The sequence below is a fragment of the Magnetococcales bacterium genome, assembly GCA_015232395.1.
In the GTDB taxonomy this organism is placed as follows: domain Bacteria; phylum Pseudomonadota; class Magnetococcia; order Magnetococcales; family JADFZT01; genus JADFZT01.
In genome coordinates this window covers 1-16,521 of the sequence record JADFZT010000032.1, presented here as the reverse complement: position 1 = coordinate 16,521, position 16,521 = coordinate 1, and the positions used below count along the sequence as shown (strand labels likewise).

The 16,521-nt window shown below is 55.2% G+C and carries 8 protein-coding genes; 1 reads left to right on the top strand and 7 read right to left on the bottom strand.

Translation table 11 applies throughout. From position 1 onward, the window contains the following. Positions 1 to 69: 69 nt before the first annotated feature. The 7 genes from HQL52_10460 to HQL52_10430 form a co-directional block, all read right to left on the bottom strand. On the bottom strand, positions 70 to 1,881 hold the full coding sequence (locus HQL52_10460) for an S-layer homology domain-containing protein (GenBank protein MBF0369869.1): 1,812 nt from the start codon (positions 1,879 to 1,881) through the stop codon (positions 70 to 72). A 132-nt stretch (positions 1,882 to 2,013) separates the two neighbouring features. Further along, positions 2,014 to 3,783, bottom strand: a complete 1,770-nt coding sequence (locus HQL52_10455) for a DUF1566 domain-containing protein (GenBank protein ID MBF0369868.1) — start codon at positions 3,781 to 3,783, stop codon at positions 2,014 to 2,016. Positions 3,784 to 3,986: 203 nt separating this feature from the next. Beyond that, the gene (locus tag HQL52_10450) at positions 3,987 to 7,397 is read right to left on the bottom strand and encodes an S-layer homology domain-containing protein (GenBank protein ID MBF0369867.1); all 3,411 of its coding nucleotides are present in this window, start codon (positions 7,395 to 7,397) and stop codon (positions 3,987 to 3,989) included. 719 nt (positions 7,398 to 8,116) lie between these two features. Further along, positions 8,117 to 9,604, bottom strand: a complete 1,488-nt coding sequence (locus HQL52_10445; protein ID MBF0369866.1) for a sigma-54-dependent Fis family transcriptional regulator — start codon at positions 9,602 to 9,604, stop codon at positions 8,117 to 8,119. Positions 9,605 to 9,721: 117 nt separating this feature from the next. Continuing rightward, on the bottom strand, positions 9,722 to 12,199 hold the full coding sequence (locus tag HQL52_10440) for an EAL domain-containing protein (GenBank protein MBF0369865.1): 2,478 nt from the start codon (positions 12,197 to 12,199) through the stop codon (positions 9,722 to 9,724). Between the two features lie 74 nt (positions 12,200 to 12,273). Next, positions 12,274 to 14,751: a response regulator gene (locus HQL52_10435; GenBank protein MBF0369864.1), complete on the bottom strand. Its 2,478-nt coding sequence runs from the start codon at positions 14,749 to 14,751 to the stop codon at positions 12,274 to 12,276. Beyond that, on the bottom strand, positions 14,748 to 15,356 hold the full coding sequence (locus HQL52_10430) for a YfiR family protein (GenBank protein MBF0369863.1): 609 nt from the start codon (positions 15,354 to 15,356) through the stop codon (positions 14,748 to 14,750). The genes HQL52_10435 and HQL52_10430 overlap by 4 nt, the downstream gene beginning before the upstream one ends. Before the next feature lie 439 nt (positions 15,357 to 15,795). Here HQL52_10430 and HQL52_10425 point away from each other — a divergent pair. Continuing rightward, positions 15,796 to 16,521, top strand: a 726-nt coding sequence (locus tag HQL52_10425; GenBank protein ID MBF0369862.1) for an IS1380 family transposase, incomplete at its 3' end; no start/stop codon positions are given.

The window sequence follows — 16,521 nt, the reverse complement described above, 5'->3', positions numbered from 1 at the left end:
TTCGATCCTTGGATTGCCAAAGAGGGGTAAAACCTGATTGCGCCCCCCCTTGCCGTTAGCTGGATCGCCTCAAATCCCATCGCTCCCGGAATAAGAGGAGTCGTTGCGGGTATCGATGCTGCCCTCTCCCGAAGTGGCGGTGTTGCTCGTGTAGGTGTTGCTGCTCAGAGTGGCATTGGTCACATTGTAATCCAGAGAAACCGCCCCACCCCCCAGTTCCGCCGTATTGGTGGTGAAGGTATTGTCAGAGGCGGAGATCCGGGCACTGTTGAAGATGGAAATGGCCCCACCCAAATATTGTGCGGTGTTGCTGGTGAAGGTCGAACTGGAAATGTTGACCATGGTTTCATTCAGCTGGGTGGAGGTGTTGTCCGCATAGATCGCCCCGCCGTTGCCGTTGGTGGTGTTGCCGCTAAAGCTGGAGCCGGTGATGGTGAGATCCCACTGATAATAGTCATCCTCATCGGTGGCAGTACCGTAGTCCAGGTGGATCGCCCCGCCGCGATATTCAGCGGCGTTGCCACTGAAGGCCGAGTTCTCCACATAAATATTGGAGCCCTTGCGGCTTAAGATCGCCCCACCCCGCTCGGCGGTGTTGTCGCTGAAGGTGCAGTTGCTGATCAGGGGCTGGGCATAGTCATAGGCGTAGATCGCGCCCCCTTCGAGAGCGGTATTGTCGGTGAAGATGACGTTGTTCAGGGTGGGTGAGATGGAATCCTCCATGTACATCCCGCCGCCCATGCCGTTGAGGGGCTCCCAGCTGTTGGTGTCGCTATCCCCTTCGGTGACCGAAGCATCGGCGTTGCCACCGGAGACGGTAACGCCATCCAGGATCGCATCATCCGCAGCCACCAGCACGTGATAGCTGTTGTCGCTGCTATCCCCCGAAGTACCGATATCCCCACTCAGGATGGTGATGTTGGTGGCAGCGTCCTGCTCATCCCGACTCGACTCGGCCCCGTCGAACCCCCCGTAGATATCGACCCCCTCCTTCATGTTGAACGAAACGCTGCGGTCGCTGCCATCGGTGGGATAGTAGGTGCCATCTGCAATCCAGATTTCATCCCCGCTGCTGGCAGCATCGATGGCATCAGAGAGAGAGGTGTAAGCGTCGGCCCAGGAAGAGCCGTCACCAGATCCCGAAGCATCTTCATCCACGGCGATGATGCCGTCAGCCAGAGGATCGGAAGAGCCGCTGGTATCGCCGGAGACCTCTCCCAACTCAAAGACCCGCACCAGAAAAACCGCCATCTCCGCCCGGTTGACCGACAGGCTGGGACAAAAATTGCCGTCGTCACACTCCCGGGTGGTGTCCAGAGTGTCATCCGCCCACCCTTCGGTATCCAGCTGTTCGATAAAAGCCCCCGCCCAATAGTCGGAGGAGATATCGCCAAACACCGTTCCAGTTGCGCTGGGAGGGGAATAGTCCGAGCCATATTTGGTGCGCAACAGAAAGATCGCCATCTCCGAGCGGGTGATATCCCGGCTGGGGCAAAAGTTGCTGGCGTCGCAACCGCTGGTAATCCCCAGTTCGCTCAACTCCTCCACAAAGCTGGCTGCCCAAAAGCTGCTGGACACATCGTCAAATTCAGTACCGGAGGCGGTATCCGGGGCGTGGTCGGAACCATAGAGGGAGCGCAGAAGAAAGATCGCCATCTCCGCCCGTTGCAGATCGCTGTCCGGACAATAAAGATCCGTACCGCAACCGCTGGTCACCGCGGCTTCAGCCAAAACCTCGATATATTCATAGCCCCAGCGGTCGGTGGCGACATCCGTGAAAGTTTGCGCCTGGGCGCTGGCCATCAAGGAAAAACCAGCGGCCAACCCTAAAATACCCTTGGCAATCCCCCCGGTGAGGCGCCGATGACTCTTTCGATTCATGATATTTCCCCTTTTCTTATTTTGATCTCTGACATCCAGATCATAAGAAGTAAATTTGAATGACGATCCATCTCATTTCGACCAAACGGTTTTGTCATGGCTGCCCCAGCCCCTCTTTCCCCTAAAATCCCTTTATTCAAGCCCGAAGGTCTTTACCAAAAAGACGGCCATCTCCGCCCGGTTGATGGCGAGGCTGGGGCAAAAGTTGCCTTCGTCGCACTCCCGGGTGGTATCCAGCGTGTCGGTGGCGAAACCTTCATTATAGAGCTGCTCGATGAACGAAGCCGCCCAATAGTCGGAGGAGATATCGCCATAAACCGTCCCTGTCGCCGTGGAGGGTGTATAGTCGGAGCCATATTTGGTCCGGAGAAGAAAGATCGCCATTTCCGAGCGGGTGATCTCCCGGCTTGGACAAAAGTTGCTGTCGTCACAGCCGCTGGTGATCCCCTGATCGGCCAGATCCTCGACAAAATTTCCAGCCCAATAATCAGCGGAGACATCGTCAAACACCGTCCCCGTAGCCGATGACGGCACATAGCTGGAGCCATTTTTGGAGCGCAGCAGGAAAATAGCCATTTCCGAGCGTTGGAGTTCATTCTCCGGGCAATAGTTTTCCGCGTCACAACCGCTGGTGATGCTGTTGGCGGCGAGTATCTCGATATATTCATACCCCCAACGATCACTTGATACGTCGGCGAAGGTCTCTTCCCCACTGCTGGTGCCAGCATCATCCCCTGAGGCGTCCCGGACACAGCGGACATAGTTGTCGGCCTGGATCAAATCTTCCTGATCGCCCATGGATTCAGGCAGATTGCCGTTATCCCGCCGATATTCGGAACGTTGCGCCCCGGGACCGTGGACATCCATGGTAAAGGTGTAGTTCCAACACGGCCCGAAGCAGATATAGTTGGCATAGTCGACAAAATATTCATCGTTGGTGCTGGACCAGAAAAAGGGACCGGTGTTCTGGGTATCCACATTATGGATAAAAGTGTCGGTGTCGATGGCTTCATCAGCGTTGGTATAATCGACGATGGTGTGCAGGGTTTTGACGTTGGGCAGTCGCCAATCGGTGTGCCCGGCCAGCTCCAGATTCTCGCAATAATCCAGGGCATTGGCCCAGGTAAACTGATAATCCCCATCCGACTCCTCACCATTGGACTCCTGCCACATCATTCCGGTGTTGTTGTCGGTGATGGTGGCGTCGCCGTTATCGGTATAATCTCCAGTCGTGCCGATCTCATCCCCCCGCACGCAGCGGTAGAACATGGTGGCGAGTTCATCGGAATTGGAGTCGCTCTTCAGGTGGCCATCCAGAAAATTGTAAAAATAGTTATAGGTGGAGAGGTCCGGCCTGGCTGTAGAAGACCAGGTTTGCCCCATCATCTGGGTGACGTGGGTACCATCCAGCGCCAGGGTTTCGTCATAACCGATGTCGAAATAGTCCTCAAAAACATAGGGATCATCCGGCTCAGTCGCATCATTATCAGAAACCGTACCGGAAAAATCGACGATGGTCATCAACTCCTTGATGTTGGGCAGCCGCCAATCGCTGTAGCCCCCCAACACCAACTCGCTACAGGCGGTGGTAGCAGCGTCATAGTTGAGTCTGGTTTCGTTGTGGGCCTTCTGCCACATGAGCCCGGTATTGTTGTCGGTGACGAGTTCATCATCCGTCAGCGTAAAGCTGGGGGCATTGGTATCGTATTGGGCATCTTGACCATAAAGCATTTCACCTTCAGCACGACAGGTGATCACTTCCCCCTGCATGCTGTAGCAGTCGGTTTGGCCGGTATCGACAGCGACATATTGTGCCGCGTGGGTTTCACTGGCGCTGGCCAGGCTGACCAGTGCACCCGCCAGAAGAAACGCTGTAAAGGTGTTGTTGATCCTGATCTTCATCGCCATGTCTCCTATACCCAATTTTTCTGGAAAACCTTGATTTTGAAGTGAATTAAAATTTCAGGTGTGCAAGATGATCGTTGAAAAGCCTTTGATCATACTCTTCAGCTTAGCAGAAAGGCCGGTATGACCAGGAACTCACGATCAAGGGAAAAAACTGGCTGGCTGCGCCGATCCAACCAACGCAGCCAACCAGGAGGGGTTTATGATTTGGTGGGCGGCTCACCATCCGGAGGCCCTTCGCCATCCGGAGGCCCATCACCGGTCCCTTCAGAACCGGATTCGGCGTAGGTGGAATCATCACTCACATCCACATCCGCCTCACCTGTCGTAGAGGTGTTGGAGGTGAAGGTGTTGTTTTCGTAGTAGAGCGTCGCGGAATAGTCCATGGAGATCGCGCCACCGCCGGAGACCGCTTGGTTGCCGGTGAAGGTGGAGTCGACAAGGGTCACTTCGGTCACTTCGTTATAAACCGCCATGGCTCCGCCCCGGATGGAGGTGACGTTGTTGCTGAAGGTGCAACTATCAAAGGAAGGGGAAGTGCTCCCCACCTGGGAGGCGTTGTCGTCGATATAGACTGCGCCGCCATTGCCCGTACTGACATTGCCGGTGAAGGTGGAGGAGGTCACCGTGGGACTTGCGCCATAGTCGATATAGAGCGCCCCACCCCGGTCGGTGGCGGTGTTATCGGTGAAGGTAACGTTGGTAAGCGTCGCATTTGAACCATCCCGAAGGAGCGCCCCACCCGCCCGTTCAGCGGTGTTGTCGATAAAAACAACGTCGGTCAAAGTCGGCATGGCATCGTCATAAGCGGCGAGCCCGGCCCCTTCGATGGCTTCGTTGTTCTGGAAGGTGATGTCGTTCAAGGTGGGCGAGCTGCCAAAATAGACCAACATCCCGGCCCCTCTGGCGTGCCAATAGTCACCGTCAGCTTTACCCTCCTCAATGGTGAAACCATCCAATGTACCCGAAGGAGCAGCCACCACCACATGGTAGGAGTTGTCGCTGCTGTCATCCTCGGTGCCGATATCACCGGAGAGCACGGACGGACAGCTGTCGCCCCGCTCATCGGTGCTGCTCTCGGTGCCGCAGAAACCACCATAGACGTTGATATCCTCCAACATCACAAATGCGGCGGAACGGTCGCTGTCGCTGGTGGGTTTATAGGTTCCCTCAGCCACCCAGATCTCCTGACCTTCCCGGGCATTTTCCAACGCTTCATCCAGCCCCTGGTAGGCAGAATCCCAACTGGAGCCATCGCCACTGGCAGAGACACCCGCGTCTACATGGAGCACCGCTGAATCATTCGGCCCAGCCTCCGGCGCAAAGGTGGGATATAAGGAGTCAAAAGCATCGTTACCGGCATCGACAGAGGATTCGCGGCTGGTCAAGTTATCCAGCGTATCGAAAGCCCCATCCACCACCCGGGTAAAGCTCCATCCCTTGTCGGCATAGTCGCCGATGGGCTCATAATCGTCGTTGTCCGGATCGTTAAACACCTCGGTCAGGGTGTAGGTGCCATCGGTCTCTTCGATGATGGAGTCGGTGTTGATCACCGCATCATCGTGCCAGTTGCTGATGGAGGATGGCGAGGAGCCGGTGGTGTTGCCGAGAATCAAGCTCTCCACCGCTTGGGGATCGTTGGTGGATCCCCCGGCGGAATAGGTTCCCTGATAGAGAGCGGCACCGATATCGTCGGAATTGTTTTCGGCGATGGTGACGTAGATCATCTTGCTGGAGGTGGTGCCGTCGTTGACAATCCCGCCCCCCCGCTCAGAGTCGTTGTCGTAGAAGAGGGAGTTGACGATCTCGGGTTGGTTGCCTGCATCCGAGTAGATCGCCCCACCCTTGGCCGGACATTCGTTGCCACGGAAAATGTTGTTGACATGAACGCTGTCGGTGTTGAAGTCGTTGTTGATGGCGCCACCCCGGGTTGTGCCATAGTTATCCTCCCAGAGGACGTTTTCAAAACGCGGTGCTTGAAGGTCATCACCAGGTGTGTCGGGATAGACATCCCGCACCATGTTGTAGGCTGCCCCGCCCTTCTGAGCGGTGTTGTTGCGGAAGGTGGCGTTGCGGACCGTGGGATCCACCTGGATGTTGAGCATGCCGCCACCGGCGACGCTCCAGACCCCATTCAGGATGCGCAGCAGGGTATACTCATCGGAACTGAGCCCGAAAATCTCTTCCGGGCCGCCCACACTCACTTCGCCATCCTCCAGGATCGCGTAGCCATCCTCAATGATGAAGCCATCAAGCAGGGCATCCGTGGCACCGTAAACCACATGATGGGCATTGTCGCTGGTGTCATCCAGGGTACCCAGATCCCCACTCAAAATGGTCTCATTGGCCTCCCAATCCCGGGCCTCCCGGGAAATTTCGCTGCCAGCAAAACCACCATAAATGGAAACCCCCTCCTTCATCTCAAAGGCGTAGTAACGACTGCCCGTCCCCTCATCCGGAACGGTGGAAGGAATGCTGGACGGGGTATAAGTACCCGCTGCCACCCAGATTTGATCACCGGATGAGGCGCTGTCCAAGGCATCGGAGAGGTCGGTAAAAGCGTGGGCCCAGGCGACACCGCTGTTGTTGCCGGTGGCGGAGTCATCGACATAGATCACGGAGTTGCCACTGCCCGCTCCCGCCTCCTCACCCAGATAGATGGGAATGGAAACGGTGCCGGTGGCATTCTGATCATCGATCCAGGTGACGGTGAGAATGTCGCTGGTCTGGCTGCTGGAACCGGCGGTATAGGTGATGGTGTCGGTGCTGTTGTCGGTGGAAGCAAAACCACCGCCGGAATTGGCAACTGTGAAGGTGTAGGTGCGGTCCTCGTCACCACCGGAGAGGACAAACGCCTGCTGGGAGGTGCCATCCGCAGCCATGGCGGCGGAAGTGGGGGAGGCGCTGAATTCAACATCGGAGCCGGAGCCGGTATCACTGCTGCCGGTCAGCTCAAAGACCCGAACCAAAAAAACCGCCATTTCAGCGCGGTTGATGGTGAGGCTGGGGCAAAAATCACCGTCGTCGCACTCCCGGGTGGTATCCAGGGTGTCGTCCGCCCACCCTTCGGTCTCCAGCTGCTCGATAAATGAAGCCGCCCAATAGTCCGAAGAGATATCCCCAAAAACAGTCCCGGTGGCTGTGGGGGGGGAATAATCCGAGCCATATTTGGTGCGCAGCAGAAAGATCGCCATCTCCGAGCGGGTGATGTCCCGGCTGGGGCAAAAGTTGCTGTCGTCACAACCAGCGGTGATACCCAGTTCCGCCAGCCGCTCCACATAGCTGGCCGCCCAAAAACTTGAAGAGACATCGTCAAATTCACTGCCGGTGGCAGTATCAGGAGAATAGTCCGAGCCATATTGCGCCCGCAGCAGAAAAATCGCCATCTCCGCCCGTTGCAGATCACTGTCCGGGCAATAGTTGGAGCTGTCACAGCCGCTGGTGATGGCATTTTCAGCCAGGGTTTCAATATATTCATACCCCCAGCGATCACTCGACACATCGTCGAAGGTTTCGGCCTGGGCGCTGGCGATCAGGGAAAAGCCCGCCAACAGCCCCAAAACGCCCTTCGGGATCCAACCTTTGCTACTCTTCCTGCCAACTTGATTCATGATCCTCCCCTTCGTACCGTTATTTTTGTATCCAGCTGTACCATCCAGTGGAACCCCTGCTTGGGCAAACCTGAAACTGAAAAGATCAGATCGATTGCCCTTCAGCAGAAGTGAAGCAAGCCTCTCAAACCGCACTCAAACCGGCTTGGCAAATTGACCTGGAAGGAACCTATGAGCGAAATGTGGCATTTAACGCCTAATTCTCCACGGTATCACGTTTTTTGTTTTCTCTGCCATATTTTATCCATGCAACAAAAACACTCTTAAAATGTAAAAACAGGCCTGCCTGAGCATCGTCTCCTTACCCACCATCGAGATAGACCCACTTTCCAAGTGCCAGAGGTTACCCGGATCCAGGCTTGGAACACCCCGGATGGGCTCTCTTCCCCTGCCCCTTACAGAACAAGAACCGGACCAAACCCACACAAACCTGAAGATAACCTTACAAAACAGCCAGATATCCTTCACCAAAGAAGTGATTCCGACCCCGGAAATGGGTAGACCATTTTGCACAGGGGGGGCCTGCCAGAAATAGGGACAGATGATCAAATAGATTTGATTTTCATCAAGTTACGACAATCATTCAGGTCAACCACAGCGTGTGCACAGGTTCACTTTGGTGCACCCCCCTGAAAGGGAGCGCTCCCGAAGGGACTGGATTGGATTGTGGGTGTCGAACAGAAGCCTCAAGGGGCGGGTGGGGGAAGAGAGGATTCGGGTCACTCTTGGGTATCGAGCAGATGCCTCAGACGACGATTCAAACGGCGGTTCAAAGCGGAACGGGAGATCCCCAGGAGGGAGGCGGCAATCCCCTGATTGTTTTTGGCTTGGCGCATCGCTTCGCTCACCAACACATTTTCAGCCTCCTCCAGGGTGGGTAGAGAGCCTTCAATCTGGAAAGAGGAGTGATCGGGCGTGCTGCTCAAGATCGACCGAGTGGCGCCATGGTGACCAGAGCGGCGCTCCTCGATGGTTTTTTGGATGCTTTTCATGGAGAGGATCGCCCCCGTTCGATGCTGGGCCACGGCATCAAAAACGATGGCGCGCAACTCCCGCACATTGCCGGGAAAATGGTAGGTCTCCAACAGCTGGAGCAGCTCCGGTGGGGGGTCCAGAGGGGGACGATCCATGGCTTTGCCCGCCTCCTCCAAAAAATGAAAGGTGAGAGGTGGAATATCCTCCCGACGATCCCGCAGAGCCGGTATGCGAATATGATGCGCTGAAAGTCGAAAAAAGAGATCCTGACGAAAATGGCCTTCATTCATCCGGGCCTGAAGATCCCGGTGGGTGGCGGCAATGATCTGCACGTCCATTCGGCTGGGGGTATCCGCCCCCAACGGGTAGTAGAGTTTTTCCTGCAAAAGTCGCAACAGCTTGATTTGGGAGGCGGGTAGCAGATCGCCGATTTCATCCAGAAAAAGCGTTCCCCCCTCGGCCTGGCTGATAAACCCCTTGCGATCCTGATTGGCCCCGGTAAAGGCCCCCTTGGTGTGGCCGAACAGGGTATCGGAAAAGGTTTCGTCATCAAGGCCAGCCAGATTCACCGAGACCAGCTTGCCAGCTCTTCCTCCCAGACGGTGCAACCCCCGGGCGATCAACTCCTTGCCTGCTCCGGTCTCCCCCGTCACCAACACCGGCTCCCCGGAATCGCAAATCGCCTCCATGTAGTGAAAAATGGTCCGCATCTGGGGACTGATGGTGACGATTTCAGCAAAAGCCTCCGGGTTTTTCAGCGCTTCCTTCACCAGGTTGCTGTTGAGCGCCCCCACCTGCTTTTGCAGGGATTGGGCTTTCAGCTGGGCCCGCATCATCTCCCGGATGCTCTGCTGCAAAGAGAGGTGGGTTTTGATTCGGGCTTTGACGATGGGGGGAGAGAAGGGCTTGGTGATATAATCCACCGCCCCCATGGCCAACCCCCGGGTTTCATCCTCCTCGGCATCCTTGGCGGTCAAAAAAATCACTGGAATGTCTCGAGTACCGGGATCGGCCTGCAAACGGGTCAAAACAGTATAGCCATCCATCTGAGGCATCATGATATCCAGGAGGATCATGTCGGGCCGGGGCTCCTCCGCCGCAATCTCCAGGGCTTTGGGGCCGTTGGTGGCTACCTGAACCTGATAGTGGGGTTTCAAATGGTCCGACAGCACTTTGATGTTGATGACCATGTCATCGACAATCAAAATACGCGGCTTTTCGGCTTGCGCCATGGTCTACTTTCCCCTCGCTCTCCAACGCCGGTAAGGTTACCGGCTTTTGGATCACCCTACCCGTTGAACAGACTTTATGGCCAAATCTGTTTCAGCCGCTTCATGCCCAAGATCAGATCAACTCCCGCTATCGAACAATTGATCAAACAATAGACTCACATCCTGTGCCGGCAGGGGACGGGAAAAATAAAACCCCTGGATCTCACTGCACAGTTTTTCCCGTAAAAATTCCAATTGCAGGGCTGTTTCCACCCCTTCGGCCACCACCTTGAGATCCATGGCCCGAGCCAGGGAGATGATGGAGTCGACAATGGCGGCATCGTCGGAGTTGCGGGTCAAATCCCGAACAAAGGATTGGTCCACCTTGAGGCTGTCCAGAGGCAGCCGCTTCAGATAGCTCAACGAAGAGTAGCCGGTGCCAAAATCATCCACTGAAATGTGCAGCCCCAGCTTACGAAAATCATCCAGAATGGCCACGGTTTTTTCCACATCATCCATGGCCACACTCTCGGTCACTTCCAGCTCAATGGCTCCGGGAGGCAGCTGATGAATTTCCAGGAGATTACGGATTTTGGCCAACAGTTCCGGGTCCTGAAATTGGCGACCGGATAGATTAACCGCCACCCGAATATTTTCAAATCCCTGGTCGATCCAGGCCTTGGCTTGTTGGCAGGCGGTCTTGAGAACCCAAATTCCCATAGGCACGATCAAACCGGTCTCTTCAGCCAGGGGAATAAAATCAGCGGGGGAGATCATGCCCCGCTCGGGATGCTGCCAACGCACCAGCGCCTCTACCCCCGCCACCCGATTGGAGGCAAGATCGATCTTGGGTTGATAGTGAAGCGCCAACTGGTTTTTTTCCAAAGCCTGGTGCAACTCCTCCTCCAGGGAGAGCCGAAACATGTTTTCTGCATCCATCTCCGGCGAAAAATAGCGATAATTGCCCCCACCGGAGGCCTTGGCGCGATACATGGCGGTGTCGGCATGGCGGGTGAGCAGCTCAAAGCTATCGGCATCCCCCGGAAAGAGCACGATGCCGATACTGGCACCGATAAAAAACTGCCGATCCCGCAACATGAAAGGCTCACGCAGCTTTTGAATAATCTTGTCCGCCACCTGGCCATAGCCGTGGGAGCCCATTTCCGTGGCCAGAATCACCGTAAATTCATCCCCGCCTATACGCGCGACAGTATCACTCTTGCGCAGACAGCTCTGGATACGCTGGGCCACCTGAACCAACAGCTCATCCCCCACCTCATGGCCCAGGGAATCGTTGACGTTTTTGAAACGATCCAGATCGATGAAGAGCACCGCAAACTCATCTCCCCGCCGGGCGGCCAGGTCGATTTCGTGCATCAATCGATCCCGAAACAGCGTGCGGTTGGGCAGGTTGGTCAGTGGATCGTAAAAAGCCAACTGATGGAGTTTTTCCTCGGTGGCCTTTTGTCGGGTAATATCCCTGGAGATGCCGACATAATATTGGATTTGACCCTGGCGATTGGCCACGGAAGAGATGGTCAGCTGTTTGGGAAAAATCTCGCCGTTTTTCCGCCGGTCCCACACCTCCCCCGACCAGAGGCCCTCCTTGGCCAGCCCCTGCCACATCTCCTGAAAAAAGGTCTCGTCGTGGCGACCGGACTGCAACATTTTCGGATTTTTGCCCAGCACCTCTTCCCGGGAGTAGCCGTGCATGGTTACAAAGGCGCTGTTAACATCCAGAACATTGGCATTTTCATCGGTAATGACAATGGCTTCATGGGTGCTTTCGATCACATTTCTGGCCAAAAGCAAACTTTCCCGGGCTCTTTTGAGTTCGGTAATGTCGGTGGAGATGCAACCGATGCCGGTGGGTTGGCCATTGGAGCCGACGATGGGAAAGCGCACCGAGAGTTGAATTTTGTCGCAGCCCCCCTTGCGGCAGAACTCCTCAAAACGCATGGGGCTCTCTTTTTCCAGGACTGTCTGGTCATTTTTCTGAATTATTTCAGCATACTCAGCGTGGAACAGTTCCCCATCCACACTTCCCGGGACACTTGCAACCGACTTGACACAGGAGCGCTCGAACTCCGGGTTAACCATCTGGTAGACCCTGTCCAACCCCTTGATGCTGATGGCAGAGGGTGAATTTTCAACAAAGGAGTCGATCAGTTTCTGTTTTTCCTCCAGATCCCGCCGGCTATCGTCCAACTCCCGGGCGGCGCGGCTGGAACGCAGGAGGTAGCGTACCCGATGCCCTACCAGATCCCAGTTGACCGGCTTGGTCAAAAAATCGGTCGCCCCCGCCTGATAGGCTTGATTGATGGAGCCGTGATCATCCAGACCGGTCACCATGAGGATCGGCAGCAGGCGACACGTAGCTAACCGGCGGATCCGTTGGCACACCTCAAAACCGTTCATGCCGGGCATCACCACATCGAGCACAATGCCATCGAAATGTTCTTTTTCCAGTATATCCAAGGCCTGCTGCCCGTTTTCAACCTCCTCGATCTCAAATCCTTCCCCTTCCAGGGTGGCGCGCATGGGGAGTCGCTCGGCAAACTCGTCATCCACAATCAAAATGCGGGAGCCTGAAAGGGGCTTGGGTCTGTTTGTCATGGGACCAACCTTTGGGTATTCCATTCGTTCTGTCGGAAAAACATCCATATATTAAAAAAAACGGCCTGAATGAATCAGGTCTCACGTTGCGTTTTCAACGCCGCCACCACCCCCGGGATCTGCTCGGTGATGCGTTGCAGGAGATTTTCCACCTCTTTTTCCCCCTTGGCATCGTGCTCCAACTGGCGGAAAAGGTCCGACAGCCCCCCCGCCCCCAAATTCCCACTGGCTGATTTCAAGCTGTGGGCCGTGGTCCAAACCACTTCCCAATTTTTTTCCGCTGAGGCCAGCTGGATCTTTTCCATCTGGCTGGGCACTTGATCGATAAACAGCTGGATCATCTTGCCGAGAATATCGCTGCCGGTCCGCTCTCCCATGGCGCGCAAACGCTGAATGATTTCCAAATCCAGCTCAGGGGCCGGGCTCTCTTGGGAAGAGGCCGCCGGGAGGCCGGTTTGGTCAGAGGTGGCCAGGGATGCCGGAGGCAGGGGAGGCCTGTGGGTGGAGTCGGGCAGCCAGTGATCCAATACCGCACGAATTTGACCCAGATGGAAAGGCTTGGTGACAAAATCATCCATACCCGCCCGGGTGCAGGATTCCCGGGTACCCTGCACCGCATGGGCGGTGAGGGCGATGATGGGAGTGCGCGTGCGCCCGCTCTTCTCTTCCAAGGCGCGCATCTGTCGCGTTGCCTCAAAACCATCCATCACCGGCATGCCGCAATCCATAAAAACCAGATCGAAGGACTCCTTGCCAAAGGCCTCCAACCCTTGGCGACCATCGTTGGCGGTCACCACCTGGCAGCCATAAAGGGTAAAAGTCCCCTTGGCCACCTCCTGATTGACCATGTTGTCTTCGACCAGGAGCACTTTGGCGCTGTATTGGGCAAACGCTTCCAGATCATCGGCAGAAGCGGTGGGGGTGGTCCGGCGTTCCTGGGGGAGTTGCTCCCGGGTAGAGCGTTCCAGGGGCACGGTAAACCAAAAACGCGCCCCTTCCCCCTCTTCGCTTTCAACACCGATGCGACCATGCATCTGCTCCACCAGACCGCTACAGATGGCCAAGCCCAGCCCGGTGCCGCCGAAGCGCCGATTGATGGAGTCGTCCGCCTGCCTGAAAGCGCCGAATATGCTCTCCTTGACCTCCCCGGAGATGCCGATACCGGTATCCTGAACCTCAAAACGGATCATCGGGGTGGTGGTGCTGGGACGCATCACCCCCACCCGCAAAATAATGGACCCCTCTTCGGTAAATTTAAGGGCGTTGCCCAAAAGATTGATCAAAATCTGGCTTAAACGGTTGGGATCGCCCCAATAGTGGCTGGGAAGGGCGTTGTCGGTGGTCAATTCAAACTGGAGCCCCAAACTTTCGATGCGCTCCCGGAACAGATCGGCCAGATCCGCCAGCAACAGCTTGAGATCAAAGGCCTGCCGGTCCAGGGTCAAGCGGCCTGCTTCAATCTTGGAAAAGTCCAAAATATCGTTGATGATAATCAGCAGCAACCGGCCGGAACGCAGGACGGTTTTCACATAATGCTGATGCTTTTCCGTCAAATCCTGCCGTTGGGTCATCATCAATTCAGCCATGCCGATGATGGCATTCATGGGGGTGCGGACCTCATGACTCACTTTGGCCAAAAAGTCGCTTTTAGCCTGGTTGGCCGTTTCAGCCTGCTCCTTGCTCTGTAGCGCCTGGGCGACCGCCTCCTTGAGATCCAGGTTGAGATTGGTCAACTCCCGGGTGCGCTTGTCCACCTGGAGTTCCAACTCCGAGCGGTAACGTTCCAGTTCCTGATCACGCTCGCTGATGGTCTCCAGCATAAAGTTAAAGCCGGTAATCAACCCCCCCAGTTCATCCTGGGCATCGTGCTCCACCCGAATGGAAAAATCCTTTCGGGTGGAGACATCCGCCATCCCCTTGGACAAAACCAGGATGGGTTCGATCATGCGATTTTGCTGTCGGCGGGAAAGAAAAGCTGCCAGCCACAGGGTGATCAACACCACGGTAAAAACGATGGCCAGATAAATCAGTACATTGCTAAAGAGCGGGGTCAAATCCGCACTCAGGGAAAGATGGCCGATGACCTCCCCATCAAAAACCACCGGACTTTCGATAAACATTCTGTCCAGTTGATAGCGATAGTAGGCCTGCCGCCCCTTCTCTCCCTTCAGGGGTTTCCACCCTTGATAAGGTTGGTTGAGTGGGGCTCTGGAGGAACCGGGCCGCAGATAATCGGCAAAAATCTCCCCCTGGGCGTTAAAGAGTCGGGCTGAAAGAATGCCGGGGACCGCATCCAGGCTATCCAAAACCGAGATCGCCAACGTCCCATCGTCAAAGGTCAAAGCGGCGCTGGTATTCTGGCCGATAATCCGGGAGAGTGCCGCCGTTTGCTCCCGGGACTCTTTCACAAAAGAATAGACTTCCACTGAAACCAGAATGAGGGAAGAAAAGAGCAATGCGTTGGTGGTGGTGATCAACACCAGAGCGCGCAGTTTGTCCGCCAAAGAGAGCTGTGAATAGCTTTTAAACATCCCCTTACGCCCCCATCTCATCGGTCTCTCCCCGGCAGATCATCCGTCACCACCAGGGACAACTGAAACAGCAGAGCACTCACTTGCAGGCCGGATCTTTGCACGGCGGATCGATTAATGGTGATGGCCATTTTTTTGCCTTTACGGCCCAGATAGAGCATCCCCCCCCGTTGCAAAAAACCGGGCTGATCACTGATGGTCATCATGGGGTGGCGACCATATTGTAAAAGCAACGTCTGCTGCTTCTCTGGATTATCGTCACTGAAAAAAACAATCTGGCAACCATCCAGACCCGTTTCCTCCCCCCGCCCCCCCAGATTGATCACCTGCATCCCCTTAACCGGCTTACGTACCAAGGTTTTAAGAGAGGTGCCGAAACGATCAGGTCCGACCAGGCAAAAATGGAGGGTCTCACTCTGAACCACGTTTTTTGGCCAGTCGATAAATTTGGCCAGCTTGAAGATGAGGGCTGCCTTGACGGCATAAGCCACCTGACGCTCGTCCCGGGGGAAAGCTTCTCCTGCCACCAACAGACAGAGCAACCCCACCGACAGCTGCCAGAAGGCGCGGCGGTACCCGGGTTTTCTACGCCTGGAAACAGCTGATGGATGGGGTTTGAAGGGCAACCGTTCAACCTCTACGCGGAAATGGCCATCTCACAAAAAAGGGCTTGGTCGATCCGACCCGGGAAGAGTGGGGGCATCTCTTCTTACAGGTGTGGGGGAAAAAAAGATCCAACAAAAAGAGACACCTCTGGACCACAATAAACAGCTCATACGTTTGGTAACATCTGGTCAGGATGATGTTCCCATCCGCCAAATCAAGGGGTCGCTGTAACCAACAACCAGGGAGAGGATCAGCGCAACCAGATGAACTGCCTGCCGGATCGCTCCGCTTTATCTAAAAAACATTCAATCATATAGTACCTGCCAAAAAAAGAATCCACAAAACGCCCTCTCCCACCCGGAAAGAACTAGCCCGGATATTGCATTATAAAAGTGGTGAAACCTCGTATAATCCCTTATAATTTAGTTGCTTACACCATATCAAAGGGGAGGTTTCACCATGACAGATCGTACCGGACAATTGTTTGGATTTCCAGCCTGCAAACGGCGCAAGGTGGAGGGTGAATTTAGTGGAGGAGATGTCACCAGCGATGGTGGGGTTTTGCTTTTGAGGCAAACGGATCGGCTTTTGGGTTTGACGGCTGCCGTAGCCAGTTGTTTGAAAGATTATCGGGATCCTGACAAGGTCATTCACACCGTTCATGATTTGGTTCGGCAAAGGGTTTTTGGAATTGCTTTGGGTTACGAGGATTTGAATGATCATCTGACCCTTCGTGATGATCCTGGATTTCAGACTGGGGTTGACCGGGATGAACGATTGGCCAGCAGTTCGACCTTGTGCCGCTGGGAAAACAAAGCGGACCGGGAGATATTTTGGGCCTTTCACAACGTGATGGCGGATCAGTTTATTTCCTCATTCAAAGAATCTCCCAAAGAGTTGGTTCTGGATTTTGATGCCACCGACGACCCTGTTCACGGGAAACAGGATCGTCGGTTTTTTCACGGCTATTACGACCATTATTGCTTTTTGCCTCTGTACGTTTTTTGTGGCGACCAACCTTTGGTGTCCTACTTGCGCCCGGCCAACATCGACGCAGCCAAACATGCTGGTGCCATGCTGAAGTGGTTGGTTTCACGGCTCCGCAAGGCATGGCCTCAAGTGAGGATAGTTTTCCGAGGAGACAGCAATCGGGAGCTTTCCGCCACCCGGCGCACATGCTGCCCC

Coding starts and splice junctions, on each gene's coding strand:
- HQL52_10460 (MBF0369869.1), bottom strand. CDS start 1,881: ATGAATCGAAAGAGTCATCGGCGCCTCACCGGGGGGATTGCCAAGGGT.
- HQL52_10455 (MBF0369868.1), bottom strand. CDS start 3,783: ATGAAGATCAGGATCAACAACACCTTTACAGCGTTTCTTCTGGCGGGT.
- HQL52_10450 (MBF0369867.1), bottom strand. CDS start 7,397: ATGAATCAAGTTGGCAGGAAGAGTAGCAAAGGTTGGATCCCGAAGGGC.
- HQL52_10445 (MBF0369866.1), bottom strand. CDS start 9,604: ATGGCGCAAGCCGAAAAGCCGCGTATTTTGATTGTCGATGACATGGTC.
- HQL52_10440 (MBF0369865.1), bottom strand. CDS start 12,199: ATGACAAACAGACCCAAGCCCCTTTCAGGCTCCCGCATTTTGATTGTG.
- HQL52_10435 (MBF0369864.1), bottom strand. CDS start 14,751: ATGAGATGGGGGCGTAAGGGGATGTTTAAAAGCTATTCACAGCTCTCT.